Annotated in this window: 2 protein-coding genes; both read left to right on the top strand. The window is 57.1% G+C overall.

What is annotated here, in order from left to right; translation table 11 throughout:
• The first annotated feature begins 156 nt into the window (after nt 1-156).
• On the top strand, nt 157-1368 hold the full coding sequence (locus tag AC56LK_RS25225; RefSeq protein WP_497187182.1) for a hypothetical protein: 1212 nt from the start codon (nt 157-159) through the stop codon (nt 1366-1368).
• Between the two features lie 17 nt (nt 1369-1385).
• A partial coding sequence (locus tag AC56LK_RS25220) for an RHS repeat domain-containing protein (protein WP_497187181.1) occupies nt 1386-2088 on the top strand: 703 nt, incomplete at its 3' end.

Genomic DNA, 2088 nt, shown 5'->3' with positions numbered 1-2088 from the left:
CCGCTCGGCTATATACCGCCGGCAGAAGCTGAGGCAAACTATTACAAGCAATTGAGCGGTCAGGCTGTTCCGGCCTGACTCACACTAACCAGCCTCCACGAAAGCCGGGGCGATTCAAACCGCATCACGAAACAGGAGTTCGACGCGCATGGCCGCATGACGAAGACGACGGACGCGAAGAACGGCGTCACGTTGTATGGCTACGACTTGCTGGATCAGCTAGTCAAGGTGACCGATGCGCGCAATCTAGTCACCAGCTATACCATCGATGGCCTCGGCAACCTGACTGTCACCGCTAGCCCGGACACCGGAAACACGGTCAATACTTACGACGAAGCAGGCAACCTGAAGACGCGCACGGACGCGAAGGGGCAGACCGCGACCTATACCTATGACGTCTTGAACCGCGTGACAGCTGTTGCCTATAGCGATGGCGGCAGCGAGACCTACATATACGACCAGGGTAGCAATGGTATCGGCCGCCTGACACAAATCATCGACGTTAGCGGCACCACACAGTTCGGATACGACCTTCACGGTCGGGTGGTCAGCGACACCCGCACCATCGGAGGCCAAAACTACGTTACTGGCTACCAGTATGATACGGCAGGTCGCCTTGCTAGCATGATTTATCCGAGCGGGCGCGTGATCGAGTACAGCTTTGATTCCAACGGCCGCATCAGCGAAGTACGGACTGTGAAGAATGGCACCACAACTGTGCTGGCGACGCAGATCACCTACCAGCCTTTCGGGCGCCTGCAGTCTCTCCTTTTCGGGAACGGGCAGACTTATGCCAGGACCTATGACCTGGACGGCCGGATGACCAGCTATACCCTGAGCGGCCAAGTGCAAACGGTAGGCTACGACGCGGCCAGCCGCCTGACCAGCGTCAGCGATGCGGCCGTGCCAGCCAACAATCGGAACTACGATTACGACGAGCTGAACCGTATCACAAGCGAGCAGCGCCCGACCAGCAGCATCAGCTACGGCTACGATGCGGTGGGCAATCGCACTCGGAAGACTGTCGGTGCGAGTACTACCAACTACTCCTATGGAGTGTCCAACAATCGTCTGACCGCGCAGCAGGGCGCACCGGTGAGTAGCGACCTCAACGGCAGTATCACCAGCAATACCGACGCCGTCGGTTTCAACTACGATGCGCGCGGACGCATGGTGTCAGCCAATACGGCCATCGGTCTGGTGACCTACAAGATCAACGCCTTGGGCCAGCGGGTGCAGAAGACCACCCCTAGCGGCAGTACCGCCTTCCATTATGACCGGGACGGGCGCTTGATCGCGGAGAGCACGGGTACGGTCTATGCCGAGTACGTGTACCTGGACGGCATGCCGGTGGCGCTGCTGAAATAAACGTGGAGAGAAACTCGATGATGACATTTATGATGCGGATAGTGCTGTTGGTGCTATGGGCAATGCCTGTGACGGCATGGGCCACCGATCCCGCTACCGTTTATTTCGTGCACACCGACCAACTGGATACTCCGAGGGTGATCAGCAACCAAAGCGGCGACGTAGTTTGGCGCTGGGACAGCGATGCGTTCGGCGCAGCGGCCCCGAACGAGAGCCCTGGAGGCCTGTCCAGTGTCCGGATGCCCTTACGGTTCGCCGGGCAGTACGCTGATTTTGAATCAAACCTTTACTACAACTATTTCAGGGATTACGATCCGCAGAGCGGGCGGTATGTGCAGAGCGATCCCATTGGGCTTGAGGGCGGGATCAATACGTATGCTTATGTAGAGGGAAATCCGCTCTCTCATATTGATCCAGAAGGGTTGCAGCGGAGGGGTGGGCCGCCGCAAGGGCAAGTGCGTTATCCCCCACTGGGTGCAACATCACCAGTTGGCAGTACTCGAAGTCCAATGACAGTTAACGGCTCGAATTTTTCTGGGTCTATTGGAACTCAAAATTTTTCGGGACATGCGTATGATCGTATGCAAGGGCGTGGATTGCCGCGAGCCTGTCAGATTTTCTGTGTGGAACGGGGTCATGAAATAATGCCGAAAGGACTGTTCCATGACCGAAGTGATGACCACCAAGAAGCCCAAGAAACAGAAAGCAGCGTATCCGTTC

This window comes from Telluria sp. ZB4P36 (assembly GCF_059685865.1).
This window is presented reverse-complemented; position numbering and strand designations above follow the sequence as displayed.